Annotated in this window: 22 protein-coding genes and 1 pseudogene; 12 read left to right on the top strand and 11 right to left on the bottom strand. The window is 63.5% G+C overall.

The features are described 5' to 3' along the window. Positions 1-70: 70 nt before the first annotated feature. Positions 71-1,558, top strand: coding sequence for a methylenetetrahydrofolate reductase C-terminal domain-containing protein (locus tag F6X59_RS15830; RefSeq protein ID WP_152957021.1), 1,488 nt, complete (start codon positions 71-73; stop codon positions 1,556-1,558). On the opposite strand, the gene yjiA is transcribed toward F6X59_RS15830, so the two are convergent. From yjiA to F6X59_RS15815, 3 genes are all read right to left on the bottom strand, one after another. Further along, a complete protein-coding gene (gene yjiA, locus F6X59_RS15825) occupies positions 1,518-2,495 on the bottom strand; it encodes a GTPase (RefSeq protein WP_346653559.1) in 978 nt (325 codons plus the stop codon). The two genes, F6X59_RS15830 and yjiA, sit on opposite strands and share 41 nt — an antisense overlap. 78 nt (positions 2,496-2,573) lie before the next feature. Beyond that, positions 2,574-2,771, bottom strand: coding sequence for a YbdD/YjiX family protein (locus F6X59_RS15820; protein ID WP_054887128.1), 198 nt, complete (start codon positions 2,769-2,771; stop codon positions 2,574-2,576). A gap of 13 nt (positions 2,772-2,784) precedes the next feature. Beyond that, on the bottom strand, positions 2,785-4,851 hold the full coding sequence (locus F6X59_RS15815) for a carbon starvation CstA family protein (protein ID WP_060508693.1): 2,067 nt from the start codon (positions 4,849-4,851) through the stop codon (positions 2,785-2,787). A gap of 165 nt (positions 4,852-5,016) precedes the next feature. On the opposite strand from F6X59_RS15815, the gene F6X59_RS15810 reads away from it, so the two are divergent. Together F6X59_RS15810 and F6X59_RS15805 are read left to right on the top strand one after the other, a co-directional pair. Then, complete coding sequence (locus tag F6X59_RS15810; RefSeq protein ID WP_152957020.1) at positions 5,017-5,382, top strand: PilZ domain-containing protein; 366 nt, start codon at positions 5,017-5,019, stop codon at positions 5,380-5,382. Between the two features lie 260 nt (positions 5,383-5,642). Beyond that, positions 5,643-7,160: a nucleobase:cation symporter-2 family protein gene (locus F6X59_RS15805; protein WP_152957019.1), complete on the top strand. Its 1,518-nt coding sequence runs from the start codon at positions 5,643-5,645 to the stop codon at positions 7,158-7,160. A gap of 61 nt (positions 7,161-7,221) precedes the next feature. Here the strand turns inward: F6X59_RS15805 and radA are convergent, their stop codons facing one another. After that, the gene (gene radA, locus F6X59_RS15800; protein ID WP_152957018.1) at positions 7,222-8,589 is read right to left on the bottom strand and encodes a DNA repair protein RadA; all 1,368 of its coding nucleotides are present in this window, start codon (positions 8,587-8,589) and stop codon (positions 7,222-7,224) included. A 176-nt stretch (positions 8,590-8,765) separates the two neighbouring features. Between radA and mscL the strand changes: the two genes are divergently transcribed. Further along, entirely contained in the window at positions 8,766-9,185 is a 420-nt protein-coding gene (gene mscL, locus F6X59_RS15795) for a large-conductance mechanosensitive channel protein MscL (RefSeq protein ID WP_152957017.1), read from the top strand. A 32-nt stretch (positions 9,186-9,217) separates the two neighbouring features. On the opposite strand, the gene F6X59_RS15790 is transcribed toward mscL, so the two are convergent. Continuing rightward, on the bottom strand, positions 9,218-9,994 hold the full coding sequence (locus F6X59_RS15790) for a ferredoxin--NADP reductase (RefSeq protein ID WP_152957016.1): 777 nt from the start codon (positions 9,992-9,994) through the stop codon (positions 9,218-9,220). Positions 9,995-10,207: 213 nt separating this feature from the next. Here F6X59_RS15790 and F6X59_RS15785 point away from each other — a divergent pair, with 213 nt between their 5' ends. Then, positions 10,208-10,918, top strand: coding sequence for an autoinducer binding domain-containing protein (locus tag F6X59_RS15785; protein ID WP_152957015.1), 711 nt, complete (start codon positions 10,208-10,210; stop codon positions 10,916-10,918). A 93-nt stretch (positions 10,919-11,011) separates the two neighbouring features. Then, positions 11,012-12,136, top strand: a complete 1,125-nt coding sequence (locus tag F6X59_RS15780; RefSeq protein WP_152957061.1) for a methyltransferase — start codon at positions 11,012-11,014, stop codon at positions 12,134-12,136. Positions 12,137-12,166: 30 nt separating this feature from the next. Here the strand turns inward: F6X59_RS15780 and F6X59_RS15775 are convergent, their stop codons facing one another. Genes F6X59_RS15775 through F6X59_RS15765 form a run of 3 tightly spaced genes read right to left on the bottom strand, consistent with a single transcriptional unit; the run spans position 12,167 to position 14,779 of the window. Then, a complete protein-coding gene (locus tag F6X59_RS15775) occupies positions 12,167-12,319 on the bottom strand; it encodes a DUF2474 domain-containing protein (RefSeq protein WP_152957014.1) in 153 nt (50 codons plus the stop codon). Positions 12,320-12,331: 12 nt separating this feature from the next. Next, entirely contained in the window at positions 12,332-13,339 is a 1,008-nt protein-coding gene (gene cydB, locus F6X59_RS15770) for a cytochrome d ubiquinol oxidase subunit II (protein ID WP_079226526.1), read from the bottom strand. 3 nt (positions 13,340-13,342) lie between these two features. Beyond that, complete coding sequence (locus tag F6X59_RS15765; protein ID WP_152957013.1) at positions 13,343-14,779, bottom strand: cytochrome ubiquinol oxidase subunit I; 1,437 nt, start codon at positions 14,777-14,779, stop codon at positions 13,343-13,345. Between the two features lie 378 nt (positions 14,780-15,157). Between F6X59_RS15765 and F6X59_RS15760 the strand changes: the two genes are divergently transcribed. The 3 genes from F6X59_RS15760 (at position 15,158) to trmA (ending at position 18,915) form a co-directional block, all read left to right on the top strand. Then, entirely contained in the window at positions 15,158-16,378 is a 1,221-nt protein-coding gene (locus tag F6X59_RS15760) for an MFS transporter (protein ID WP_152957012.1), read from the top strand. Positions 16,379-16,537: 159 nt separating this feature from the next. Continuing rightward, entirely contained in the window at positions 16,538-17,833 is a 1,296-nt protein-coding gene (locus tag F6X59_RS15755; RefSeq protein WP_110639459.1) for an NCS2 family permease, read from the top strand. Further along, on the top strand, positions 17,830-18,915 hold the full coding sequence (gene trmA / locus F6X59_RS15750; RefSeq protein WP_152957011.1) for a tRNA (uridine(54)-C5)-methyltransferase TrmA: 1,086 nt from the start codon (positions 17,830-17,832) through the stop codon (positions 18,913-18,915). Before F6X59_RS15755 ends, trmA begins: the two co-directional genes overlap by 4 nt. Before the next feature lie 133 nt (positions 18,916-19,048). Here the strand turns inward: trmA and pcaG are convergent, their stop codons facing one another. Next, positions 19,049-19,654: a protocatechuate 3,4-dioxygenase subunit alpha gene (gene pcaG, locus F6X59_RS15745; protein WP_152957010.1), complete on the bottom strand. Its 606-nt coding sequence runs from the start codon at positions 19,652-19,654 to the stop codon at positions 19,049-19,051. Positions 19,655-19,664: 10 nt separating this feature from the next. Next, positions 19,665-20,384 carry a protocatechuate 3,4-dioxygenase subunit beta gene (gene pcaH, locus F6X59_RS15740; RefSeq protein ID WP_051100860.1) on the bottom strand — a complete coding sequence of 240 codons (720 nt, stop codon included), beginning with the start codon at positions 20,382-20,384 and terminating at the stop codon, positions 19,665-19,667. Positions 20,385-20,572: 188 nt separating this feature from the next. Here pcaH and F6X59_RS15735 point away from each other — a divergent pair, with 188 nt between their 5' ends. From F6X59_RS15735 to F6X59_RS28990, 3 genes and pseudogenes are all read left to right on the top strand, one after another. Then, positions 20,573-21,466, top strand: coding sequence for a neutral zinc metallopeptidase (locus F6X59_RS15735; protein WP_152957009.1), 894 nt, complete (start codon positions 20,573-20,575; stop codon positions 21,464-21,466). A gap of 196 nt (positions 21,467-21,662) precedes the next feature. Continuing rightward, positions 21,663-22,727: pseudogene (locus F6X59_RS28995) on the top strand (methyl-accepting chemotaxis protein); the annotation flags it as partial. Continuing rightward, positions 22,719-23,582: a methyl-accepting chemotaxis protein gene (locus tag F6X59_RS28990; protein WP_372240407.1), complete on the top strand. Its 864-nt coding sequence runs from the start codon at positions 22,719-22,721 to the stop codon at positions 23,580-23,582. The pseudogene F6X59_RS28995 and the gene F6X59_RS28990, both read left to right, overlap by 9 nt. A gap of 57 nt (positions 23,583-23,639) precedes the next feature. On the opposite strand, the gene ggt is transcribed toward F6X59_RS28990, so the two are convergent. Then, positions 23,640-25,307: a gamma-glutamyltransferase gene (gene ggt / locus F6X59_RS15725; protein WP_152957007.1), complete on the bottom strand. Its 1,668-nt coding sequence runs from the start codon at positions 25,305-25,307 to the stop codon at positions 23,640-23,642. Positions 25,308-25,392: the final 85 nt, after the last annotated feature.

The raw sequence follows: 25,392 nt of genomic DNA, 5'->3' as shown, positions 1-25,392 counted from the left end.
ATTCAGACATGAGCCCGACCGACAACCTGCCGCACAATGCCAACCTGAATACTCCAGGTGCCCTCGAGCCATGAGCCTGCTGAAAGCCGCGCTGCGCGATAACCACTTCGTCTGCGTCATGGAATTCGTCCCCAAGCCCTCGGCGGAACGCTTCGCCGCGATGGAAGCGATCATGGCCCGCGGGCAGTTGTGCGGCTGGCCGATGACCGTCGCCATCGGCGACCGCGTGGGCAGCCCGCTGGACATGTCGCCACTGGATGCCCTCGCCTCGTTCAACACCCCGCTCCCCGCCTTGCCGCACTTCTCTGGCAAAGACCGCGAACGCCATCATCTTTTGGCTCAGCTGCAGCGCATGGACGCCGCCGGCCTCGATCAGTTGTTGCTGCTGACCGGCGACCGCCTGCCCGGCCACCAGCCTGGTGAACGCCCGGTACGCTACCTGGAGTCGGTCGCGGCCTTGCTGATTGCGCGCCAGGCCTGCCCGCACTGGTTGCTCGGCGCGGCACTGAACCCGTTCAAGTACCACGAGGAAGAAGGTGGTGCACAGTACTTCAAGGCCGAGAAGAAGCTCGCCGCCGGCGCCGACTTCCTCACCCTGCAACTGGGCTTCGACGCCAGCAAGCACCAGGAAGCCATCCACTGGATGCAACGCCAGGCCGCGCCCAAACCGATGCTGGCCTGCCTGATGAGCCTGACCCACGGCCGCGCCGCCATGCTCGAGCATGTGGCGGGCGTGACCGTCACCCCTTCGATGAACGACCTGCTCGAAGCCGAAAGCCAGGTGTCCAAGGCCTTTGCCCAGGCGCGCAGCGTCGATCGCCTGGCCTTGCAGATCATCGGCGTGAAGCTGATGGGCTATGCCGGCGTGCACCTGTCGGGGATTCACGAGCTCAAGCAACTGCGGGCACTGGAGGAGCGCCTGGAACACTGGCAGGCGCAGATCCACTCCCTGGAACACTGGGCGCCGGCCTGGGCCGACAGTTGGCAGATGCCCGGCCTGCCCATCGTCACCTTCCACCCGCCACAGGGCAACTGGCGCCGGGGCGAATCGACCGTCACTGCCTCAAGTAAAGAGAAAGCCCGTTATCACGTGTTGCACGCCGCCCATTCGCTGCTGTTCAGCCGCGCCAACTGGCTCAGCAAAGCGTTCGGTTGGGCCGTGCGCCAGCCACTCTGGGCAACCAGACGTGGGGCCCGGGTGCTGCACGGGCTGGAACGGGCGGTCAAACGCCCGCTGACCGGCTGCGATACCTGCGGCCGCTGCCGCCTGGAGGACACCCTCTATACGTGCCCGGAAACCTGCCCCAAAGGCCTGGCCAACGGCCCTTGCGGTGGTACGGCGCTGAACCGCTGCGAGTTTGGCGACCGCGAGTGCATCCACAGCGTCAAGTACCGCACCGCCAAGGCCGTGCGGCAAACCGCCGTGCTCACCGAGCGGCTGATCCCGTGCATCGAGGTCCAGACACGCCACCGCAGCTCGTGGCCGCAGTGGTTCGAGGCTCAGCCGCCGCGCCCGCTCAGCCCGCAGCCAGCGCCTCGAACCCAGCCCGAATCTTAGCTTCGGGCAGTTCATCGGCGATGAACACCATCACGCTCTCGCGGTTCTCGTCGGCTGCCCATTCGGCATCCCAGTCGAAGCCGTAGAGCTTGAGCACCCCCTGGAACACCAGGCGACGGTCCTCGCCGGCAATGTTCAGCACGCCCTTGTAGCGCAGCAACTGCTTGCCGTGCTCCTCCAGCAGTTCGTTCATGAAATCGCTGAGGCGGTCGATGTCCAGGGCGGTCTCGGTGCGCAGCACCAAGGTGGAAATCCGGTCCGGCGTGGCCGGCTTGAGCAGCGGGCGCAGGCTCGGCTTGAGGTTGGCGCCCAGGTCCGGATTCAGGTTGAAGCCGCGCACATCGAGCAGCTCGGCCAGGTCGATGCGGCCATGTTCAACCACGCGGATCGCCGCCCGGCCATTGATCCGTGCCAGGCGCTCACGCAGGGCCTCCAGTGCAGCCGGTTCGACCAGGTCGGTCTTGCTCAGCAGCAGGCGATCGGCAAAACCGACCTGGGCCTGGGCGATGGTCTGGGTCAGGTGCACCTCGGCGTGGGCAGCATCGACCAAGGTGATGATGCCGTCGAGGATGTAGCGATCGCGCAGTTCTTCTTCGATGAAGAAGGTCTGCGCCACCGGTGCCGGGTCGGCCAGGCCGGTGCATTCGATCACCAGGCGGTCGAAGGCTATCTCGCCGGCATCCAGGCGTTCGAGCAGCAGGTACAGGGCACGGGTCAGGTCGCCGTGGATGCTGCAGCACACACAGCCGTTGGCCAGGGTCATGACCTGTACCGGCTCGTCGCCCAGCAACTGGCTGTCGATACCGGCCTCGCTGAACTCATTCTCGATCACGGCGATCTTCAGGCCGTGTTCGGCCTTGAGCATGTGCTTGAGCAGCGTGGTCTTGCCAGCACCGAGAAAGCCGGTGAGAACAGTAACGGGAATGGGCGTCTGCACGCAGAAATCTCCTGAAGCAGAAAATGATTGTGGGAGGCCGGTTGCCCGGCCTCCCACAGGTTCACGCAAGTTGCAGGTTCAACAGCACTTGGGCCCGGACTTGCCACCGTATCGTGCTTCCTGGCGTTCGCGGAAGAACGCCTCGTACGTCATCACCGGTTTGTCCGGGTGCTTGTTGCGCATGTGCTCGACGTAGTTGTCGTAGTCGGGCATGCCGACCATCAGGCGGGCTGCCTGCCCCAGGTACTTACCCAGTCGACCCAGGTCGTTGAACATCACTGCAGTCCTCTCAAGCGTCAGGCAGGGCCTGGAACGGGGTTTCCTTGTCGGTGCGCTCTTTGCGGCCGAGGGCGGCGTAGCCGACCTTGAGCGCGAAGAACAGCACACTGAACACCACCAGCAGGAACAGAATGGTCAGGCCGGCGTTGGTGTAGGCGTTGAAGATCACGTGCTGCATCTGATCGATGTTCTTGGCCGGGGCCAGTACCTGGCCTGCGTCCAGCGCAGTGCTGTACTTCTTGGCCAGGGCCAGGAAGCCGACAGCCGGGTTCGGGTCGAACAGCTTGATCAGGCCTGCGGCGGTGGTGCAGATCAGCAGCCAGGCAGCCGGCAGCAGGGTGACCCAGATATAGCGCTCGCGCTTCATCTTGATCAGCACCACGGTGCCGAGCATCAGGGCGATACCGGCCAGCATCTGGTTGGAGATACCGAACAGCGGCCACAGGGTGTTGATGCCGCCCAGCGGGTCGATCACGCCCTGGTACAGCAGGTAGCCCCACAGCGCCACGCAACCGGCGGTGCCGATCAGGTTGGCAGTCCACGACTCGGTACGCTTGAGGGCCGGCACGAAGCTGCCCAGCAGGTCTTGCAGCATGAAGCGACCGGCACGGGTACCGGCATCCACTGCGGTGAGGATGAACAGCGCCTCGAACAGGATCGCGAAGTGGTACCAGAAGGCCATGGTGTTTTCACCCGGCAGCACCTGGTGCAGGATCTGCGCGATACCCACCGCCAGGGTCGGTGCGCCACCGGCACGGGCGAGAACCGTGTGCTCGCCGATGTCTCGGGCCACCGCTTCGAGCTGCTCAGGGGTAATCATGAAGCCCCAGCTGCTGACCGTTTGCGCCACCGAAGCCACGTCGGCGCCAACCACCGCGGCCGGGCTGTTCATGGCGAAGTACACGCCCGGCTCGATCACCGAGGCGGCAACCATGGCCATGATGGCGACGAACGATTCCATCAGCATGCCGCCGTAGCCGATGTAACGGGCGTTGGCTTCGTTGTCCAGCAGCTTCGGCGTGGTCCCCGAGGAGATCAGCGCATGGAAGCCAGACACCGCGCCGCAGGCGATGGTGATGAACAGGAACGGGAACAGAGTGCCCTTCCACACCGGGCCGGTGCCGTCGGTGAACTGGGTCAGCGCCGGCATTTTCAGCTCGGGCATGGTCACCAGGATGCCGATGGCCAGGGCGATGATGGTACCGATCTTGAGGAAGGTCGACAGGTAGTCACGCGGTGCCAGTACCAGCCATACCGGCAACACAGCGGCAACGAAGCCGTAGCCGACCAGCATCCAGGTGATCTGCACGCCCGTGAAGGTGAACGCCGGGCCCCAGACCGGATCGGCTGCAATCTGGCCACCCAGCCAGATCGACGCCAGCAGCAGTACCACACCGACCACCGAGATCTCGCCGATGCGGCCCGGGCGGATGTAACGCATGTAGACGCCCATGAACATCGCGATCGGGATGGTCGCCATCACCGTGAACATGCCCCATGGGCTCTCGGCCAGGGCCTTGACCACGATCAGCGCCAGCACCGCGAGGATGATGATCATGATCAGGAAGCAGCCGAACAGGGCGATGGTCCCCGGGATGCGGCCCATCTCCTCACGCACCATGTCGCCCAGCGAGCGGCCGTTGCGGCGGGTGGAGAGGAACAGGACCATGAAGTCCTGCACCGCACCGGCCAGCACCACGCCGGCGATCAGCCACAGCGTGCCGGGCAGGTAGCCCATCTGCGCGGCGAGCACCGGGCCGACCAGGGGGCCGGCGCCAGCGATGGCGGCGAAGTGGTGACCGAAAAGAATGTGCTTGTTGGTCGGAACGTAGTCCAGACCGTCGTTGTTGAGCACCGCCGGGGTGGCTCGGCGAGGGTCGAGTTGCATCACCTTGGTGGCGATGAACAGGCTGTAGTAACGGTAGGCGACCAGGTAGATGGCCACCGCGGCGACCACGATCCACAAGGCATTGATCGCCTCGCCGCGACGCAGGGCAACCACACCCAGCGCGCAGGCTCCTATGACTGCCAGCGCCAGCCACGGAATGTGGCGTAGCAGGCTATTATTGTTGTTCATGGTTTGCTTCCAGCTGGTGGATTGGAAAAGACCGCCCATCGAGTCTAGGGCGTGTCATCGCGCATTGCCACACTTGCTTTGGTCTAGAGCCTCTGCGGCCAGATTGCGGTACCTGATGCACATATCCAACTAACTATAGTCAGGATGTCACCCGAGGACCTGCCCATGAGCGATCACGACGAACGCCGCCGCTTCCAGCGCATCGATTTCGATGCCCCCACCGAACTGCGCCAGGGCGACCGCCGCTGGCCGGTAAAACTGTTGGATGTGTCGCTCAAGGGCATGCTGGTCAAATGCCCCGAACCCTGGGACGCCGACCTGACCCAGGACTTCGATGCGGTCATCCACCTGAACCCCGAGGTGCGGGTACAAATGCAGGTGGAACTGCGCCATGAGGAGCCCACCCGCCTGGGCTTCATCTGCCTGTACATCGACGTCGACTCAATGTCCCATTTGCACCGTCTTGTGGAATTGAACCTGGCCGATGGCACCGAAATGATGCGCGAGCTGCGCGAACTCATCGAAGAATAGAATCTGTTAGCTGGCTAACAGCCTTCCCACCTTCTGTTTCTTGTCTACCCAGACAGCTTTCTGCCTGGGTAGCAGTGCTTTGTACACACCCCTCTAGCACCGCATTGAATAACTTGGTACGCCTTCTGCATTGAGGTTCTGCACACATTGCAAGGCCAGCTGTTCGCGCTCCAATCAAAATATTGTATACAATTTATGTAGCAATGATTTGTAGGAAGTGTCTACAGTAGCGCCACAACAATAAACAGAGAGCCTGCTCCATGACTACGTCCCCTAGCACGTCTCCCGCCCAGCGCCCCGAGGACGAAAACCTCGGGTTGGGTGCCAACCTGGCCTATGGTCTGCAGCATGTGCTGACCATGTATGGCGGGATCGTCGCGGTACCCCTGATCCTGGGTCAGGCAGCCGGCCTCAACGGTGCCGAGATCGGCATGTTGATCGCCGCTTCGCTGTTTGCCGGGGGCCTGGCGACCTTGCTGCAAACGCTGGGCATCCCATTCTTCGGTTGCCAGTTGCCGCTGGTGCAGGGCGTGTCGTTCGCTGGCGTGGCGACCATGGGCGCCATCCTCAGCAGCGAGGGCGGTGGTGGCCTGCCGGGCGTGCTCGGCGCGGTCATGGCAGCTTCGGTGATCGGTTTCCTGATCACCCCGGTGTTCTCGCGCATTACCAAGTTCTTCCCGCCGCTGGTGACCGGTATCGTCATCACCACCATCGGCCTGACCCTGATGCCGGTTGCCGCGCGCTGGGTGATGGGCGGCAATAGCGCCTCACCGGAGTTCGGCAGCGTGGCCAACATCGGCCTGGCCGGCCTGACCTTCGCTATCGTGCTGGTGCTGAGCAAGCTGGGCAGCGCAACCATCTCGCGGCTGTCGATCCTGATGGCCATGGTGGTCGGCACGCTGATCGCCTGGGCGCTGGGCATGACCGATTTCAGCAAGGTCAGCCAGGGCCCGATGTTCGCCTTCCCCACCCCGTTCCATTTCGGCATGCCGGAATTCCACATCGCCGCGATCCTGTCGATGTGCATCGTGATCATGGTGACCTTGGTGGAAACCTCGGCCGACATCCTCGCCGTGGGCGAAATCATCGACACCAAGGTCGACTCCAAGCGCCTGGGCAACGGCCTGCGTGCCGACATGGCATCGAGCATCCTGGCGCCGATCTTCGGTTCATTCACCCAGAGCGCCTTTGCCCAGAACGTCGGCCTGGTGGCCGTGACCGGGGTCAAGAGCCGCTACGTGGTGGCCACCGGTGGCGTGATCCTGGTGGTGCTTGGCCTGCTGCCGGTGATGGGCCGGGTGATTGCCGCCGTACCGACTCCGGTACTGGGTGGCGCGGGCATCGTGCTGTTCGGCACCGTGGCCGCCAGCGGCATCCGCACCCTGTCGAAGGTCAACTACAAGAACAACGTCAACTTGATCATCGTCGCTGCCTCGCTGGGCTTCGGCATGATCCCGATCGCCGCGCCGACCTTCTACCACAACTTCCCGAACTGGTTCGAGACCATCTTCCACTCGGGTATCAGCTCGGCGGCAATCATGGCCATCCTGCTGAACCTGCTGTTCAACCACTTCAAGACGGGCAACTCGGAGAACCAGTCGGTATTCGCTGCGGCCTACGAGCGCACCATCCAGTACTCGGACATCTCGTGCCTGCGTGATGGCGACTACTTCAAGGATGGCAAGCTGTTTGATGCCGATGGCAACGAAGTGCCAGTGATGGAGCTTGACGAGCACGGCAACCAGGCGCCCAGGCGCAGTGCGGTTGCCGAACATTGATCGCTGACTGAGCGGTGAGGTAGGGGGAGCCGATGCGCATCATCGGCTCCCCCTTTTTCATTTATTCGAACAACGCATCCAGCGCCTGCTCCAGGCGGGTCACGGCAATCACCTGCAACCCCGCCGGCGGCTCCTTCGGCGCATTGCCCTTGGGCACGATGGCACGCTTGAAGCCATGCTTGGCCGCTTCTTTCAGGCGCTCCTGGCCACTGGGCACAGGCCGCACCTCGCCAGACAAGCCGATCTCGCCAAACACCAGCAGCCCATGGGCCAACGGCCGGTTGCGCAGGCTGGACATCACCGCTGCCAGCAACGCCAGGTCCGAGGCCGTTTCCAGCACCTTCACCCCACCGACCACGTTGAGGAACACGTCCTGGTCGTGGGTGGGAATGCCACCATGCCGGTGCAATACCGCCAGCAGCATGGCCAGGCGGTTCTGGTCCAGGCCCAAGGTGACCCGCCGCGGGTTGGCCAGGTGGCTGTCATCGACCAGCGCCTGCACCTCGACCAGCATCGGCCGGGTACCTTCCCAGGTGGCCATGACCACGCTACCGGGCACTTCTTCCTGGGTACGGTTGAGGAAGATTGCCGACGGGTTGGACACCTCTTTCAAGCCACGGTCGGTCATGCCGAACACACCCAGTTCGTTGACCGCGCCAAAGCGGTTCTTCACAGCCCGCAACAGGCGCAGGCGGCCGTCGGACTCGCCCTCGAAATACAGCACGGTATCGACCATGTGTTCCAGCACGCGCGGCCCGGCCAGCGAGCCTTCCTTGGTGACGTGGCCGACCAGGAAGATTGCCGTGCCGCTCTGCTTGGCATAACGCACCAGCAACGCCGTGCTCTCGCGGACCTGGGCCACGCCGCCGGGGGCGGACTGCAACTGCTCGGTAAAGATGGTCTGGATCGAGTCGATCACCATGACCCGGGGCTTTTCCACCCGCGCGGTGGCGATGATGGTTTCGATGCAGGTCTCGGTCATCACCTTGAGCTGCTCCTGAGGCAGGCCCAGGCGCCGCGAGCGCATGGCCACCTGTTGCTGCGACTCTTCACCGGTGACGTACAACGCGGGCATTGCTGTGGCGATGTTGCACAGGGTTTGCAGCAGGATGGTCGACTTGCCGATCCCCGGGTCACCGCCGATCAGCACCACCGAACCATCGACCAGGCCACCGCCGAGCACGCGGTCGAGTTCGGTGCTGCTGGTGGTGAAGCGCGGGATCTCTTCGACGCTGACTTCGGCCAGGGTCTTGATCTGCGCCTGCTGCCCGGTCCAGCCGGCGCGTCCGCTGGGGGCCGCCGCACCGCCGCTCTCGATCATGGTTTCGACCAGGGTGTTCCAGGCCCCGCAGTCGGCACACTGGCCGGCCCATTTGGGGAAGGTCGCGCCGCACTCGGTGCAGCCATACAAGCGCTTGGCCTTGGCCATGGGCAGGGTCTCCTGGAAAAAACCGCCATGATAGCCGAGGCCGACGTGTCTCGAACCGGTCGAGATGCGACAAAACTATTCGTTCTAACCGCAGTCAGTACCCCTGATGCCAACGCATGAAGCGTTCAAGTGGCTTACACTGCGTTAACCTCACCATTTGTTACAAGGAATCAAACATGGGCATGCTCAGTGAGTTCAAGGCCTTCGCGGTCAAAGGTAATGTCGTCGACATGGCGGTCGGTATCATCATCGGCGCGGCCTTTGGCAAGATCGTCTCCTCGTTCGTCGGAGACGTGGTGATGCCACCACTGGGGCTGCTGATCGGCGGCGTCGACTTCAGCGACCTGGCAATCACCCTGAAGGCTGCCGAAGGTGATGTACCGGCCGTGGTCCTGGCCTATGGCAAGTTCATCCAGACCGTGATCGACTTCATCATCGTTGCCTTCGCCATCTTCATGGGCGTGAAAGCGATCAACCAGCTCAAGCGTGAAGAAGCCGCAGCGCCGTCCGCACCGCCGGTACCGACGCCGCAGGAAACCTTGCTGACCGAGATTCGCGACCTGCTCAAGGCGCAGAATCAGAATCGCTTGCCTTGAAATAGCGGGGGCCGCATGGCGGCCCCTTTGCATCACCAGTAGTTTTCCACCGCCACCTGCCCCGGCCGCTTGCTCAGGCTCAGTTGCAGGTCACGCGCCTTGAGCACCTTGCGCGTCTCGTCGATCATCTCAGGGTTGCCACACAGCATGATCCGCGAATGCTCGGGCGACAGCGCCAGGCCCGCTGCCTTTTCCAGCTCGCCATTCTCGATCAGCGTGGTGATACGCGCATTCAATGCCCCTGGGTGCTGCTCACGGGTCACCACTGGAATGAACTGCAGCTTGCCAGCGAATTCGGCCAGGTAATCACGCTGCTCCAACCCGGCGATGTCGTCTACATACGCCAGCTCTTTCGCCTCGCGCACCGAATACACCAGCTTGATGGCGTCGAAACGCTCCCAGGCTTCAAAGTCCTGCAGGATCGACATGAAGGGCGCGATGCCGGTGCCGGTCGCCAGCAGCCACAGGTCTCGGCCACCGACAAAGCGATCAAGGGTCAGGTAGCCGAACGCCTGACGGTCGATCAACAAGGTATCGCCCTCGCCCAGGCGGCTCAGCTCGCTGGTGAATTCGCCACCCGGCACCACGATTGAAAAGAAATCGAGGTATTCATCATGGGGGGCACTGACCATCGAATAGGCACGCCAGACCACGCTGCCATCGGCCTTGGTCACGCCCAGCCGAGCGAACTGGCCGGCCCGGAAGCGAAACCCTGGATCGCGCGTAACCCGCAGGCTGAACAGGTTCGGCGTCAGCGGCTGGACGTCGAGCAGGGTCTGGCGGGTAAATTTGTCGGCACTGGCGGTCATGTCGGGCTCCGTGTAAGGCGTGCGCCCAGTGTCGCGCAAAGCGGCCCGGATAAAAACCGCTGGAATGTAGGGCCACAACACGGTGATCGCGTCAGGTTTAATGAAAGATGCGGCTTCTATAACAAAAAATCCCAACACAACGCTCGGACTTTTCCTACAATCCTCCCGGTATGCAAACGGATTGGAACAGTAACCGTCGAGGGAGTGAGACAGATGCTTCAATGGAATCACGAGCATCTCCATCAGCTGATCAGCGAAAGCACACCGCAAAAGGTTTTTGACCTCGCTGTGCACCTGGCGCAAGACCTGGACATGATGTTTCTGGGGCTGAAAGTCCGCATTCAACTGGCAGCGCAATCGCCACGGCTGTACCTCTACAGCAACTATCCAGTCGCATGGATCGAGCGCTACCAGCGTGACGACTTCTACAAACGGGACGCAGCGGCGGCCCGAAGCCACTCCTCGACCATGCCGGTAGTATGGACCGACGACCTGTACCGCGAAGTACCCGACTTCCGCGAGCAAGCTTGCGCACACGGGCTGCGCCATGGCTGGACGCAGTCCTTGCATGACCTTCAGCATAATGAGAGCCAGGTCAGCATTTGCCGGCCAAGCAACGCAGTGAACATCGCCGAGCTGTACGACAAAGCCGGCAAGGTGCAGTGGCTGTGCCACACCCTGCACGCGATCATCAGCGAATATCACCTGTCCAAGCTCAGCGCGCCGCTGAAAATGAGCGAGCGCGAAATCGAAGTGCTCAAGTGGTCGGCCGCCGGCAAGACCGCCGCCGACGTCACCTGCATCCTGTCACTGTCGCAAAGCACGGTGAACTTCCATATCCGCAGCGTCATCACCAAGACCAACGCCGCCAACAAGGCCGGCGCCATCGCCATCGCCATGATGCGCGGCCTGATCGAACAGTAGCCAGGCCTGCGGCCTCGGGCAAAGCCCTGTAGAATCGCGCAGCAAAGCTCGTGGCGAACCGCCATGGGCAGATCCGTACCCGAGCCAGACGCCATGCCCCTGTTGACCACCTCCTACGCCGAACTCGACCTGATCCGCCAGCCGGACCAGGCCAACGACCCGCTGCAGGCCTTCGATGCCGCCGATGAATACCTGCTCGAGCAGTTGCATGCCCAGGGCCTGGGCACTGCCAGCCGGGTACTGGTGCTCAACGACAGCTTCGGCGCCTTGGCCGCCAGCCTGGTCGATCATCTGCAGGTAGTCAGCAGCGGCGACTCGCACCTGGCGCACATGGCGCTGGAGAAAAACCTGGCGCGCAATGGCAAGGCGTTCGACAGCGTACCCTTCGTGCCGGCCAGCGAGCACTGGCAAGGACCGTTTGACCGTGTGCTGGTGCGCGTGCCGAAGACCCTGGCCCTGCTCGAAGAACAACTGATCCGCCTGCAAGGCCACCTGGCACCCGGCGCCCAGGTGATTGCCGGAGCCATGATCAAGCACCTGCCGCGTGCGGCCGGCGACCTGATGGAAAAGTACATCGGCCCGGTGCAGGCTTCGCTGGCGCAGAAAAAGGCCCGCCTGCTGACCGCCACGGTTGCCGAACGCCCCGCTGCAAAGTCGCCCTACCCCACTTGCTACCGGCTCGACACGCCGGCACTGGAACTGCTCAACCATGCCAACGTGTTCTGCCGCGAAGGCCTGGATATCGGCACCCGTGCCTTTCTGCCCCACCTGCCGCGCGACCTGGGCAACGCCCGCGTAGCCGACCTGGGCTGCGGCAACGGCGTGCTGGCCATTGCCAGCGCGCTGGCCAACCCGGATGCGCAGTTCACCCTGGTCGATGAATCGTACATGGCGGTGCAGTCGGCGCTGGAGAACTGGCAAGCTGCCTTGGGTGAGCGGCCAGTCACGGTCATGCCGGGGGATGGCCTGGCCGGGGTGGAAAAACAGTCGCTGGACGTGGTGCTGTGCAACCCACCTTTCCATCAACAGCAGGTGGTGGGTGACTTCCTCGCCTGGCGCATGTTCCAGCAGGCACGCGAGGCGCTGGTGGTGGGCGGCGCGCTGTATATCGTCGGCAACCGCCACCTGGGCTATCACAGCAAGCTGGCGCGGCTGTTCCGTGGCGTGGAGCAAGTCGCTGCGACGCCGAAGTTCGTGATCCTCAAGGCCCGCAAATAAGGCAGGGGGCGCCAGGCGCCCCCCTTTCACTCAATGGGTGGTGAGGCCTGCTGCCCCCATGAACAGCCGCATCACCCAGGCGGCCACGCCCAGGGCCGCCACGCTCATCGCCCAGATCAGCACCAGCCAACCCAGCCGCTGCCACAGCGGTTTCTTGTCTTCCAGGCCATGTTTACCGGTCATCCTGTGGCCCTCCTAGTGATAGCCATCTTCATGGGTCACCTTGCCACGGAACACGTAGTAGCTCCAGAAGGTGTACATGAGGATGAACGGCAGGATGAACAGCGTGCCCACCAGCATGAAGCCCTGGCTCTGCGGCGGCGCGGCGGCATCCCAGATCGAGATCGACGGCGGGATGATGTTCGGCCACAGGCTGATGCCCAGCCCGCTGTAACCCAGGAAGATCAGCACCAGGGTCAGCAGGAACGGCGTGTAGTGCGCATTGCGCGCCACCGCCTTGAGCAAGCCGTAGAAGGTCACCAGCACCAGCAGCGGCACCGGCATGAACCAGAACAGGTTGGGCATGCTGAACCAGCGGTCGGCAATCTGTGGATACGCGATCGGGGTCCACAGGCTGACGATGCCGATCACCGCCAGCAGCACCAGCGCCAGCGGCCGGGCGAGGTCATGCATCTTCAGTTGCAGATCGCCCTCGGTCTTCATGATCAGCCAGGTACAGCCCAGCAAGGTGTAGGCGACGATCAGGCCAAGGCCGCAGAACAGGCTGAACGGTGTCAGCCAGTCGAGGGTGCCACCGGCGAAGTGCCGGTCGACCACCTTGAAGCCTTCGAGGAAGGCGCCCAGCGCCACGCCCTGGAAGAAGGTGGCGACCAGCGAGCCGCCGATGAACGCCTTGTCCCATACATGACGCTTGTCGGCCTTGGCCTTGAAGCGGAACTCGAAGGCCACGCCACGGAAGATCAGGCCGATCAGCATCAGGATCAGCGGCAGGTACAGCGCTTCGAGTACCACGGCATAGGCCATCGGGAACGCCCCGAACAGCCCGGCGCCGCCCAGCACCAACCAGGTTTCGTTGCCGTCCCAGACGGGGGCGACGGTATTCATCATCACATCGCGGTCACGCTCGCCTTTGACAAAAGGGAAGAGCATGCCGATCCCCAGGTCGAAACCATCCATCACCACGTACATCATGACGCCGAAGATGATGATCACGGCCCAGATCAGCGGAAGGTCGATACCCATGGCTCAGTTCCCCTTGCTCAGGCTGGCGGACTCGGCCTCATGGCCCTCATCGGCGGCGGACAGCGGCCGCGCCGGCGTACGTTGGGTGCCAGGCCCCCCGGGGTTGTGTTCATCACCCTCGCCGGTCTGCGGACCTTTGCGCACCAGGCGCATCATGTAGCCCAGGCCAGTGCCGAACAGGGCGAAGTACACCACCACGAACGCCACCAGGGTGAAGCCGAGCTGTGCATAACTGTGGTTGGACACACCGTCGGCGGTGCGCATCAGGCCATACACCACCCACGGCTGGCGGCCGATTTCGGTGGTGAACCAGCCGGCGAGCAGCGCGATCAGCCCGGACGGGCCCATCCACAGGGCCAGGTACAGGAACGGCCGCGAGGTATAGAGGGTGCCGCGTTTGCGCAGCCAGAGGCTCCACAGCCCGACGAAGATCATCAGGAAGCCGAGCCCGACCATGACCCGGAACGACCAGAACACAATGGTCGAGTTGGGCCGGTCCTCAGGCGGGAACTCCTTCATCGCCGGCACCTGCTTGTCCAGGCTGTGGGTCAGGATCAGGCTGCCGAGCGCCGGGATCTCGACTTTGAAGCGGGTGGTTTCGGCCTTCATGTCGGGGATGCCGAACAGGATCAGCGGGGTCGGCTCACCGGGCACGTTCTCCCAGTGGCCCTCGATCGCGGCGATCTTCACCGGCTGGTGCTTGAGGGTGTTGAGCCCATGGAAGTCACCGATCACCGCCTGGATGGGGGCCACGATCAGGGCCATCCACATGGCCATCGACAGCATCTTGCGCACGGCCGGGTTGTCACGCCCGCGCAGCAGGTGCCAGGCCGCCGAAGCACCGACGAAGAACGCCGTGGAAACGAACGCGGCGGTGGCCATGTGCATCAGCCGATAGGGGAACGACGGGTTGAACACTACCGCTAGCCAGTCCACCGGCACCACCCGGCCATCAATGATCTCGTGGCCCTGCGGGGTCTGCATCCAGCTGTTGGAGGCGAGAATCCAGAAGGTCGAGACCAGGGTGCCGAGCGCGACCATCACCGTGGAAAAGAAGTGCAGGCCACGGCCAACACGGTTCCAGCCGAACAGCATGACGCCAAGGAAACCTGCCTCCAGGAAGAAGGCGGTGAGCACTTCATAGGTGAGCAACGGGCCGGTAATGGCGCCTGCGAAGTCGGAGAAACGGCTCCAGTTGGTGCCGAACTGGTAGGCCATGACCAGGCCGGAGACCACGCCCATGCCGAAGTTGACGGCGAAGATCTTCGACCAGAAGTGGTAGAGGTCACGGTAGACCTGGTTGTGGGTCCGCAGCCATAGGCCTTCGAGGACTGCCAGGTAGCTCGCCAGGCCGATGGTGATGGCCGGGAACAGGATGTGGAACGACACGGTAAAGGCAAACTGCATTCGGGCGAGCTCTAAGGCCTCTATTCCGAACATGGTGCTTCCTCTTCAGATAATCCGGCGTCCGGGCCTGTGGCCCCGTCGCCCACTGCCCCCACGGTAGTCGAGTGCGGCACGTTGGAATTGTTCTGTTCGATCGCAGGGATTCCGGCCCAAAGGCCAATTCGTTGTCCGTTTGTTGCCCGTTTGTTGCCCGTTTGTTGCAAGAGCAACGATTGATCCAGATCAACGACTGCTAGGAAGCATAGTCCCGAATGGCCCGCAGGGCCGTGTGGTGGTTTGCCGCGTGACCGGTTGCCCCACCCCCTTTCGCGCGACTTGAAAAAGTGCCGATCACGGTAAACAGTAACCGCTTGTTACAAACAGATGATACGCTGCGGGCCCCTCTACTGCGCCGAGGCCAACAGGTTTCCGATGTCCGATTCCGCACCGCAGTTGTTGCGTCATCACCGCCCTTTCATCGCCTTCTGGCTGGCCCGGGTGTTCACCGCCAGCGGCTTCCAGATGCTGACAGTGGCCATTGGCTGGCACCTCTACCAGCTGACCGGCAATGTGCTCGACCTGGGCTTGGTCGGCCTGGTCGAATTCGCCCCGCGGGTGCTGTTCATGCTGCACACCGGGCACGTCGCCGACCGCTATGACCGGCGCAAGGTCGCGGCGCTGTGCCAGACCTTGCAAGGGCTGATTGCACTGGCACTGGCGGTGGGCAGCGCCACCGACAACGTCAGCCGTGAGCTGATCTTCGTTCTGGCCTTCCTGCTCGGTGCCACCCGCTCGTTCGAGATGCCGGCGACCCAGGCGCTGCTGCCCAACGTGGTGCCGCCGGGGCTGTTTCCGCGGGCGGTGGCGGCCTCGGCCTCGGCGACCCAGGCGGCCACCATCGTCGCCCCGGCCGTGGGTGGCTTGCTGTACGCCTTCGGCAGCATCTGGGTGTACGGCCCGACTGTCGCCCTGTACGCCATCGCCTGCCTGCTGATGCTCAGCCTCGACTCACGCCAGCAGGTGCCGCAGCGTGGCCGCGCCAGTATCGAATCACTGATGGCCGGAATCCGCTTCATCCGCAGCCGGCCCGACATCCTCGGGGCCATCTCGCTGGACCTGTTCGCGGTGCTGCTCGGTGGCGCCACCGCCCTGCTGCCGGTGTTTGCCAAGGACATCCTGCTTACCGGCCCGTGGGGCCTGGGCCTGCTGCGCTCGGCGCCAGCGGTGGGGGCACTGCTGATGTCGCTGTGGCTGGCGCGGTTCCCGGTCGAACGCAAGGTCGGCCGCACCATGTTCACTGCGGTCGGGCTGTTCGGCGTGGCAACCATCGCCTTTGGCCTGTCGACCTCGTTCTGGTTCTCGCTGGCGGTGCTGGTGGTGCTGGGCGCGGCGGACATGATCAGCATGGTGATCCGCGGCGCCTTCGTGCAGCTGGAGACACCTGACGAGATGCGTGGGCGGGTGAGCGCGGTGAACGGGTTGTTCATCGGCGCTTCGAACCAGCTGGGTGAGTTCGAATCCGGGGTGACGGCGCACTGGTTCGGCACGGTGCCGGCGGTGGTGCTGGGCGGGGTCGGCACCCTGGTGGTGACCGGGGTGTGGATAAAACTGTTCCCCTCGCTGGCCAAGCGCGATCGCTTGCACAACGGCTGATCGCTTGCCTGCTCCCAACGGCGATAGGCCCCCGCCGAGCATGCTGGTATGATGCGCGGCTTTTTTCCGCCCCACACAAAACCACGGCATCGGCTACGGTCTGTGCTTTGCTGATGGGGTCGATACATTCACGGCGCGAGGGCGCCCTGGGGAGCGGGCATGCTGGAAAGGCTGTTTCAACTAAAAGCACACAACACCAATGTGCGCACCGAGATTCTTGCGGGCGTCACCACCTTCCTGGCCATGGCCTACATCCTGTTCGTCAACCCGAGTATCCTCGGCGAGACCGGCATGGACAAAGGCGCGATCTTCGTCGCCACCTGCCTGGCTGCCGCCATCGGCTCGACCACCATGGGCCTGATCGCCAACTACCCGATCGCCCTGGCGCCGGGCATGGGCCTGAACGCATTCTTCACCTACACGGTGGTCCTGCACATGGGCCACACCTGGCAGGTGGCACTGGGCGCGGTGTTCCTCTCGGCGGTGATGTTCTTCCTGCTGTCGATCTTCCGTATCCGCGAGTGGATCGTGAACAGCATCCCGCTGCCGCTGCGTTCGGCGATTGCTGCAGGTATCGGCCTGTTCCTGGCGTTCATCGCCCTGCATAACGCCGGCATCGTCGTCGATAACCCGGCGACCCTGGTGGGCCTGGGCGACCTCAAGCAACCGGCGCCAATCCTCGCCACGCTGGGCTTCTTCCTGATCGTCGGCCTCGAGTCGCTGAAGGTCCGTGGCGCCGTGCTGATCGGCATTCTGGCCGTGACCATCGCCTCGATCCTGATGGGCGTGACGCCGTTCGGTGGCGTGGTCTCGATGCCGCCATCGCTGGCACCGACCTTCCTCCAGCTGGACATCAAGGGCGCCCTCGACGTGGGCCTGGTCAGCGTGATCTTCGCCTTCCTGTTCGTCGACCTGTTCGACAACTCCGGCACCCTGATCGGTGTGGCCAAGCGCGCCGGCCTGATGGGCAAGGACGGCCACATGCCGAAGATGGGCCGTGCCCTGATCGCCGACAGCACCGCCGCCATGGCAGGTTCGCTGCTGGGCACCTCGACCACCACCAGCTATATCGAATCCGCAGCTGGCGTAAGCGCCGGGGGCCGCACCGGCCTGACCGCCATCGTGGTCGCCATCCTGTTCCTGCTGGCGCTGTTCTTCGCCCCGCTGGCCGGTAGCGTGCCGGCCTTTGCCACGGCCCCGGCGCTGCTGTTCGTCGCCGTGCTGATGGCTTCGGGCCTGGCGGAAATCAACTGGGACGACGTCACCGAGGCCGCGCCGGTGGTGGTGACCGCCTTGGCCATGCCGCTGACTTACTCGATCGCCAACGGCATCGCCTTCGGTTTCATTTCCTGGACCGCCGTCAAGCTGATCTCTGGCCGTCACCGCGACCTGAACCCGGCCCTGGTGATCCTTTCCATTCTGTTCGTCATCAAGCTGGGCTGGTTCAACGCATGAGTGCTGTCTTCGATCCCACCGCCTACGACACCCAGCTGGAAGGCAAAGTCGCCCGCCTGCGCGAGCTGCTGGCGCCCTTCGGCGCGCCGGAACCGGCCGTTTTCGACTCACCGCGCGAGCATTACCGCCTGCGCGCCGAGTTCCGCCTGTGGCGCGAGGATGGCCAGCGCCACTACGCGATGTTCGCCCCGGGCGACAAGCACAAGGCGATCCTGATCGACGACTTCCCCATCGCCAGCCAACGCATCAATGAGCTGATGCCGCGCCTGAAAGCCGCTTGGCAGGCCAGCGAGGAACTGGGCAATCGCCTGTTCCAGGTGGAGTTCCTCACCACCCTGGCCGGCGACGCCATGGTCACGATGTGCTACCACCGCCCGCTGGACGAAGCTTGGGAAGTGGCTGCCCGTCAGCTGGCCGAAGACCTCGGCGTGAGCGTGATCGGCCGTTCGAAGGGCAAGCGCCTGGTGATCGGCCGCGACTATGCTGTGGAAAAGCTCGATGTCGCCGGTCGCGTATTCAGCTACCGCCAGCCAGAAGGCGCGTTCACCCAGCCCAACGGCGCGGTGAACCAGAAGATGCTGAGCTGGGCGTTCGAGGCTATCGGCGAGCGTGAGGACGACTTGCTGGAGCTGTATTGCGGCAACGGCAACTTCACCCTGCCGCTGGCCACCCGCGTGCGCCAGGTGCTGGCCACCGAGATCAGCAAGACCTCGGTCAATGCCGCGCTGAGCAACCTTGACGAGAACGCTGTGGATAACGTGCGGCTGGTGCGCCTGTCGGCGGAAGAGCTGACCCAGGCGCTGAACGAGGTGCGGCCGTTCCGCCGGCTGGAAGGGATCGACCTGAAAAGCTACGAGTTCGGCACCGTGTTCGTCGACCCGCCGCGGGCAGGGATGGACCCGGACACCTGCGAACTGACCCGGCGTTTTGAAAGGATTCTGTACATCTCGTGCAATCCGGAGACGCTGGCGGCGAACATTGCCCAGTTGCAGGACACGCACCGCATTGAGCGTTGTGCGTTGTTTGACCAGTTCCCCTACACCCACCATATGGAAAGTGGCGTCCTGCTGGTTCGGCGCTGACTTTCAGATCGCCGGGGCTGCCTTGCAGCCCATCGCCGGCAAGCGCGGCTCCCACCTTGATCGGCGTACACCGGCCAATGTGGGAGCCGCGCTTGCCGGCGATGGGCCGCAAAGCGGCCCCAAAAATCTTGAATCAGAAGTCGAAGAAGACCGTCTCCCCTTCCCCCTGAATACGGATATCGAAGCGATACGCCGTCTTCCCATCTACCTCGCAACGCTTGGCAATCAAGGTCTCGCGGCGCTGCGGCTGCTCGATCAGGTTGAGCACCGGGCACTTGGCATTGGCCTGGGCCTCATCATCGAAATACAGGCGCGTGTGCAGATGGATGTTGATCCCCCGGGCAAACAGGCTGATGTTGATGTGCGGCGCCATTGGCACGCCCGCAGCATTGTTCACCACACCTGGCTTGACCGTGTGCACAGTCCACTCACCGGCATCGAAGGTGGTGGCGGTGCGGCCAAAGCTGTTGAAGGCGTTTTCCAGGTTGTAGGCATCCTGGTACTGGCCATTGGCGTCGGCCTGCCACAGTTCCAGGAACGAATCACGCACCAGGTGGCCATTGCCGTCATACACCTGGCCGATCAACAGGATGTGCTCACCCGGGGCGTCTGGTTTGGCCAGGCGGTTCCAGATTTCCTGATCACGGGTCGGGTTACCGGCCGCTTCCAGGGCCAGGCCGATGTGCACGTAGGGGCCGGCGGTCTGCGAGGGGGTTTCCGGCAGCAGTTCGATTGGCATGGCGGGGTCCTCAGCAGTTTTCGAAGTGGGTCTTGCGCTGGCCGCGCAGCACGATGTCGAAGCGGTACGCCAGGCAGTCCATCGGGTTGGCGTTGCTCATGTCGAGCTTGGCGATCAACTGCTGGACGGCTTCAGGGTTGGCGATCGACTTGACGATCGGGCACATCGGGATCAGCGGGTCACCTTCGAAATACAACTGGGTGATCAGCTTGGTGGCGATCGACGGGCCGCTGATGGCGAAGTGGATGTGCGCCGGGCGCCAGTCGTTCGGGCCGTTGCGCCATGGGTACGGGCCCGGCTTGATGGTGCGGAAGCTGTAGTAGCCGTCGCGGTCGGTCAGGCAACGTCCGACGCCACCGAAGTTCGGGTCCAGCGGCGCCAGGTAGCGGTCGTTCTTGTGGCGATAGCGGCCACCGGCGTTGGCTTGCCACATCTCCACCAGGGTATTCGGCACAGGCTTGCCGTACTGGTCGACGACGCGGCCGGCAACGATGATGCGCTCGCCGATCGGCAGGCCACCGTTATTGAAGTTCAGCAGCAGGTCATGGTCATGGGCACCGAAGCCCAGGTGGGAAAAGTCCGGGCCGGTGGTTTCGCTGATCGACTGCGGGATGCTGACCAGTGCCTGGCGCGGCGAGCGGGCAATGGAAGTCTTGTAGTCGGGCGTCAGGGCCTTGGGGTGCCAGTTGCGATCACGGATCACAAAGCGGCTGTTGTCCTGGGCGGGCATGCCGGATTCCTCTCTTGGAATTATGAAAACGCCTGTACACGGCAGGCGGACTTGCAGTTTCAGATAGGTCGCGCGGGATGAATATTGAAATCAGCCGCCAATTACATAACCGAATGGTTATGTATTAGTGGCTTTGCCTGGGGTGATCTAATCTTTATCCCCATGTTTCACGCTCTGGAGAGCACCTCATGGAATGGCGAAAAGGCCGGCGCAGCGACAACGTGGTCGATGCTCGCGGCGAAGGTGGCGGTGGCGGTGGCATGCGCTTTGGCGGCGGCAAGGGGTTGGGGCTCGGCGCAGTGCTGCTGATCGTCGGCATCGGCTGGCTGACCGGCCAGGACCCCTTGCAGATCCTTGGCCAGCTCGCCGGGCAGATGGATCAACAGCAACAGCAAGCAGCGCCGAGCGGTGCTGGCGGCAAGGCACCGCCGGCCAACGACGAACAAGCGCAGTTCGTCGCCTCGATCCTCGGCGACACGGAAGACACCTGGAAGGCCCTGTTTGCCCAGGCCGGCAAGCAGTACCGCGACCCCAAGCTGGTGCTGTTCAGCGGCCAGGTGAATTCGGCCTGCGGCTTTGCTTCCGCAGCAGTCGGGCCGTTCTATTGCCCGGCCGATCAGCGGGTCTACCTGGACATGTCGTTCTTCCGCGAAATGGAAACCCGCTTCGCTGCGGCCGGCGACTTCGCCCAGGCCTACGTGATCGCCCACGAGATCGGCCACCACGTGCAGACCTTGCTGGGTTTATCGGCCAAGGTCGATGCCGCACGGCGCAACGGCCAGCGCATGGAAGGCGACAATGGCCTGCTGGTGCGCCAGGAACTGCAGGCTGACTGCCTGGCCGGCGTGTGGGCGTATCAGGCGCAGAAGCGGCTGAACTGGCTGGAGCCGGGTGATGTTGAAGAGGCGCTGAATGCGGCCAATGCCATTGGTGATGACCGCCTGCAGCAGCAGGGTCAAGGGCGCGTGGTGCCCGATTCGTTCACCCATGGCACCTCGGCGCAGCGGGTGCGCTGGTTCAAGGCCGGGTTTGCCCAAGGGAATGTGAACAGCTGCGATACCTTCGGCGCGCGTAGCCTTTGAAATCCTGGGGTCCGCTTTGCGGCCCTCAGCGATCTCCAAAACGCAAACGTTTTCACAACATTGCAAATCAGCTGAAAAAGCGATTCAGCTTTCGCTGTGCCGTGCCGATAACACCTGCACGAATCAGCGGGCCCCAGAACAACAACGCCCTGCGATTGATGATCAAGTGAGCGAATGAATTTTCTGGAGAGCGTGCATGAACTGCTGGTTTGCCAACATCAGCGTCAACCTCAAACTTGGCCTGGGCTTCGGCCTGGTGCTGTTTCTAACCGGCCTGCTGGCCCTGACTGGCTGGACCAGCCTGGGCAGCCTGATTGACCGCAGCAACTGGATGGGCGACATCGGCCAGCTCAACAAGGACCTGACCGACCTGCGCATTGCGCGCCTGCAATACATGATCGCCAATGGGGATGACGCCGCCGCTGCCAACACCCAGGCCAAGCTCGACGCCTTCAGCAAGCAGCAGCAATACCTGGTCACCACTTTCACCAGCCCGGCCAACGTCGCGCTGCTCAAGGATCTGGGGCAAACCATCAGCGAGTACAAGGTGTCGCTGAACAAGATGCGCGCCGGCTACAAGAGCTCGCTGGCTGCCCGGGATGCGATGAACGTGTCGGCCGCCAAGGCCGATGACGCCATGGAATCGCTCAGCCAGGACGTCATGTCCCGCCCCGAGGCTGACAGCGTGCGCCTGGCCCAGTACCAGCTGATCAGCAAGGCACGCCAGCAATTGCTGCAAGTGCGCGTCGACGTGCGCGGCTACATCGCCGACAACACCACCGCCAACGAGCAGGCCGCCCTGCGCCAGCTGGAAGGTGCGCTGGCCGATATCGACAACCTCAAGCGCCAGCTGCCAGCTGAAGCCACCCGCGTGCAGCAGTTCGAGCAATCGGTGCAGGCCTACCGCGATGCCGTGCGCCAGTTCCGCGATGCGGTCGCCGAAATCACCGTCGCCCGCGCAGAAATGACCGTGCAGGGTGCCGATATCGTCAAGCGCAGCGACGCGCTGTACAGCATCCAGCTGGAACGCCGCGATGCCGAGAGCGCCCAGGCCCGCAGCCTGCAGGCCATTGCCACGCTGCTGGCCCTGCTGGCTGGTGTCATCGCCGCCGTGGTCATCACCCGCCAGATCACCCGCCCGCTGCGCGATACCCTGCAAGCGGTGGAACGCATCGCCGGTGGCGACCTGACCCACGACCTGCGCGTCACCCGCCGCGACGAAATCGGCGTGCTGCAACAAGGCATCGCACGCATGGGCACGACCCTGCGCGAGCTGATCAGCGGCATCCGTGACGGCGTCACCCAGATCGCCAGCGCCGCCGAAGAGCTGTCGGCGGTGACCGAACAGACCAGCGCCGGTGCCAACAGCCAGAAGGTCGAAACCGACCAGGTGGCCACCGCCATGCATGAAATGGCCGCTACCGTTCAGGAAGTGGCGCGCAACGCCGAGCAGGCTTCCCATGCCGCCACCGGTGCCGACGACGAGGCCCGTGCCGGTGACCGCGTGGTTGGCGAGGCAATCAGCCAGATCGAACGCCTGGCCGAGGAAGTGCACCGCTCCACCGAGGCCATGAACCTGCTGCAGCAGGAAAGCCAGAAGATCGGCAGCGTGATGGACGTGATCAAGTCGGTGGCCGAGCAGACCAACCTGCTGGCGCTCAACGCCGCGATCGAAGCGGCCCGTGCCGGTGAAGCCGGCCGTGGTTTTGCCGTGGTCGCCGACGAAGTACGTGGCCTGGCCCAGCGTACGCAGAAGTCCACCGAAGAGATCGAAGAACTGGTGGCCAGCCTGCAGCACGGCACTCTGCAGGTGGCCAATGCCATGCAGGGCAGCCGCACCTTGACCGACAGCAGTGTGGAGCTGGCGCGCAAGGCTGGTGCTTCGCTGGAGAACATCACCAGCACGGTGTCGAGCATCCAGTCGATGAACCAGCAGATCGCGGCAGCGGCCGAGCAGCAGAGTGCGGTGGCTGAAGAAATCAGCCGCAGCATCCTGAATGTACGGGATGTGTCGGAGCAGACCGCGGCGGCCAGTGATGAGACGGCGGCGTCCAGCGTAGAACTGGCGCGCCTGGGTGGTCACTTGCAGATGCTGGTCAGCCAGTTCCGCGTCTGACCTTCAGATCGCATTCGCGGGTAAACCCGCGAATGCGTCAGCACTGCCTATGCAGCGTTACTTGACGATCATCCCCACCCCGCGCCCGCGCGGATCGGACGCAGTCTCAAGCTGTGCCCCGTTCACCCGGATCGCCTGGATATCCCCCATCTCCCAGCCCTGATCCTCCAGTACATAGCCCATCTTCTTCAGCTCATCGGCCACCGGGCCAGTCAACGGCGCATAGCTGTCAAAGTAGATGGTGTCCTTGGGCAGCAACTGGTGGTGCACACGCTGCGCCGCCACGGCCTTCTCCAGCGGCATGCCGTAGTCGTACAGGTTGTTCATCACCTGGAAGATCGAGGTAAAGATCCGCGAACCACCTGGCGTCCCGATCACCAGCTCGACCTTGCCATCGCGAGTCATCAGGCTCGGGCTCATCGACGACAGCATGCGCTTGCCCGGTTCGATGGCGTTGGCGTCACCGCCGACCACGCCAAAGGCATTTGCGGCGCCAGGCTTGGCGCTGAAGTCGTCCATCTCGTCGTTGAGCAGGAAGCCCGCACCCTTGACCACCACGCCGCTGCCATAATCGAGGTTGAGGGTGTAGGTGTTGCTGACCGCGTTGCCCTGCTTGTCGACGATCGAGAAGTGCGTGGTCTGGTGCGGCTCCAGGCCTGGCTTGACCTTGTCGGTTTCGGAGATGGCCTTCGGGTTGACCTGGGCGGCGCGCTTGGCCAGGTAGTCCTTGGCCACCAACTGGTCGACCGGCACCTTGGTGAACGCCGGGTCGCCCAGGTAGTCGGCGCGGTCGGCGAACACGCGTTTCTCGATCTCCGACAGCAGATGGATGTACTGCGCCGAGTTGTGCGCCACCCCCTTGAAGTCCGCCGCCCGGTCTTCCTTGAGGCCCAGCAGCTGGGCCAAGGCGACGCCGCCGGAGCTTGGTGGCGGCGCGGTGTAGACCACATTGCCGCGCCAGCTCAGGGCCATCGGCTCACGCCACACGGCCTTGTAATCCTTCAGGTCTTCCTTGGTGATCAGGCCCTTGTCGGCCTGCATCTGCGCCACCAGCAGGTCGGCGGTCTTGCCCTGGTAGAACTCGCTCACGCCTTTGTCGGCGATGCGTTCAAGGGTCTGGGCCATTTCCGGCTGTTTGAACAGTTCACCGACCTTCATGTTGCCAAAATAGTCGTTGAAGTTGGTCGCGGTCTTGAACATGCCCTGGGCATCGTTACGGTACTGGTACTGTTTTTCGGCGACCTTGAAGCCGTTTTTCGCATAGCCGATGGCCGGGGTCAGCAGCTCGCTCCAGGGCAGCTTGCCGAATTTCTGGTGGGCTTCCCACAGGCCCATCACCGTACCGGGCACGCCTGCGGCGCGTACGCCGACCAAGCTCAGGTTCTCGATCACCTCGCCCTTGTCGTCCAGGTACATGTTGCGCGTGGCGGCCTTGGGCGCCACTTCGCGATAGTCGAGGAAGTACGGCTTGCCGTCGACGAACAGGGTCATGAAGCCACCGCCGCCGATGTTACCCGCCTCGGGGTAGGTCACCGCCAGGGTGAAGGCTGTCGCTACCGCAGCATCCACCGCGTTGCCGCCCTTCTTGAGAATATCGGCGGCTACCTGTGCACCATATTGATCGGGCGCGGCCACCGCGCCGCCGTCCAACGTGGCAGCATAAGTCGAGGAACAGCTCAGGATCGCGGCTGCCAGAGCCAGGTAGTGGAACGGGACAATACGCATGACACTTCCTTGGTGTTGTTTTTGTTGAGCAGTCAGTAAGGCCGAAGCGCTCTGACTGTGCAATCAAACGTAGGAAGTTTCGCCG

The sequence above is a fragment of the Pseudomonas sp. MN1F genome, assembly GCF_009391885.1.
Taxonomy (GTDB): Bacteria; Pseudomonadota; Gammaproteobacteria; order Pseudomonadales; family Pseudomonadaceae; genus Aquipseudomonas.
The sequence above is the reverse complement of the archived record's forward strand: the minus strand, read 5'-3'. Positions and strand labels throughout refer to the sequence as shown.

What these genes read in the sequence shown, in the direction of transcription:
- F6X59_RS15830 (WP_152957021.1), top strand. Translation starts at nt 71, where the DNA reads ATGAGCCTGCTGAAAGCCGCGCTGCGCGATAACCACTTCGTCTGCGTC.
- F6X59_RS15820 (WP_054887128.1), bottom strand. Translation starts at nt 2,771, where the DNA reads ATGTTCAACGACCTGGGTCGACTGGGTAAGTACCTGGGGCAGGCAGCC.
- F6X59_RS15815 (WP_060508693.1), bottom strand. Translation starts at nt 4,851, where the DNA reads ATGAACAACAATAATAGCCTGCTACGCCACATTCCGTGGCTGGCGCTG.
- F6X59_RS15810 (WP_152957020.1), top strand. Translation starts at nt 5,017, where the DNA reads ATGAGCGATCACGACGAACGCCGCCGCTTCCAGCGCATCGATTTCGAT.
- F6X59_RS15805 (WP_152957019.1), top strand. Translation starts at nt 5,643, where the DNA reads ATGACTACGTCCCCTAGCACGTCTCCCGCCCAGCGCCCCGAGGACGAA.
- radA (WP_152957018.1), bottom strand. Translation starts at nt 8,589, where the DNA reads ATGGCCAAGGCCAAGCGCTTGTATGGCTGCACCGAGTGCGGCGCGACC.
- mscL (WP_152957017.1), top strand. Translation starts at nt 8,766, where the DNA reads ATGGGCATGCTCAGTGAGTTCAAGGCCTTCGCGGTCAAAGGTAATGTC.
- F6X59_RS15790 (WP_152957016.1), bottom strand. Translation starts at nt 9,994, where the DNA reads ATGACCGCCAGTGCCGACAAATTTACCCGCCAGACCCTGCTCGACGTC.
- F6X59_RS15785 (WP_152957015.1), top strand. Translation starts at nt 10,208, where the DNA reads ATGCTTCAATGGAATCACGAGCATCTCCATCAGCTGATCAGCGAAAGC.
- F6X59_RS15780 (WP_152957061.1), top strand. Translation starts at nt 11,012, where the DNA reads ATGCCCCTGTTGACCACCTCCTACGCCGAACTCGACCTGATCCGCCAG.
- F6X59_RS15775 (WP_152957014.1), bottom strand. Translation starts at nt 12,319, where the DNA reads ATGACCGGTAAACATGGCCTGGAAGACAAGAAACCGCTGTGGCAGCGG.
- cydB (WP_079226526.1), bottom strand. Translation starts at nt 13,339, where the DNA reads ATGGGTATCGACCTTCCGCTGATCTGGGCCGTGATCATCATCTTCGGC.
- F6X59_RS15765 (WP_152957013.1), bottom strand. Translation starts at nt 14,779, where the DNA reads ATGTTCGGAATAGAGGCCTTAGAGCTCGCCCGAATGCAGTTTGCCTTT.
- F6X59_RS15760 (WP_152957012.1), top strand. Translation starts at nt 15,158, where the DNA reads ATGTCCGATTCCGCACCGCAGTTGTTGCGTCATCACCGCCCTTTCATC.
- F6X59_RS15755 (WP_110639459.1), top strand. Translation starts at nt 16,538, where the DNA reads ATGCTGGAAAGGCTGTTTCAACTAAAAGCACACAACACCAATGTGCGC.
- trmA (WP_152957011.1), top strand. Translation starts at nt 17,830, where the DNA reads ATGAGTGCTGTCTTCGATCCCACCGCCTACGACACCCAGCTGGAAGGC.
- pcaG (WP_152957010.1), bottom strand. Translation starts at nt 19,654, where the DNA reads ATGCCAATCGAACTGCTGCCGGAAACCCCCTCGCAGACCGCCGGCCCC.
- pcaH (WP_051100860.1), bottom strand. Translation starts at nt 20,384, where the DNA reads ATGCCCGCCCAGGACAACAGCCGCTTTGTGATCCGTGATCGCAACTGG.
- F6X59_RS15735 (WP_152957009.1), top strand. Translation starts at nt 20,573, where the DNA reads ATGGAATGGCGAAAAGGCCGGCGCAGCGACAACGTGGTCGATGCTCGC.
- F6X59_RS28990 (WP_372240407.1), top strand. Translation starts at nt 22,719, where the DNA reads ATGGGCACGACCCTGCGCGAGCTGATCAGCGGCATCCGTGACGGCGTC.
- ggt (WP_152957007.1), bottom strand. Translation starts at nt 25,307, where the DNA reads ATGCGTATTGTCCCGTTCCACTACCTGGCTCTGGCAGCCGCGATCCTG.